This is a genomic window from Anaerotruncus sp. DFI.9.16 (assembly GCF_024461615.1).
Lineage (GTDB): Bacteria > Bacillota > Clostridia > Oscillospirales > Ruminococcaceae > Anaerotruncus > Anaerotruncus massiliensis.
Map to the genome: position 1 here is coordinate 1 of NZ_JANFZX010000198.1, position 206 is coordinate 206.

A 206-nucleotide genomic window follows, 5' to 3' on the forward strand; every position below is an offset into this window, starting at 1 on the left:
CGGTGAGCCGGAGGGTGGAGGTGGCGGTGCCCTCGAGCACCAGCGCGCCGAGCCCCGCCTGGAGGGAGCGGGAAACCTCCTCCGCCTCCGTCTCCTTTTTCGTCTCGGCCAGCGTGGTCCCGCTCCCGTCGGGGGCCCGGTAGGAGAGCCTGCCCGCCCGGCTCGCGCCGGTGATCCGGCAGGAGCCGGACACGCCGGCGTCCTCC

Annotated in this window: 1 protein-coding gene; it reads right to left on the reverse strand. The window is 75.7% G+C overall.

Annotation, left to right across the window (positions count from 1 at the left end; translation table 11 throughout):
* Nucleotides 1-206, reverse strand: a 206-nt coding sequence (locus NE609_RS17515) for a hypothetical protein (RefSeq protein ID WP_256153261.1), incomplete at both ends; no start/stop codon positions are given.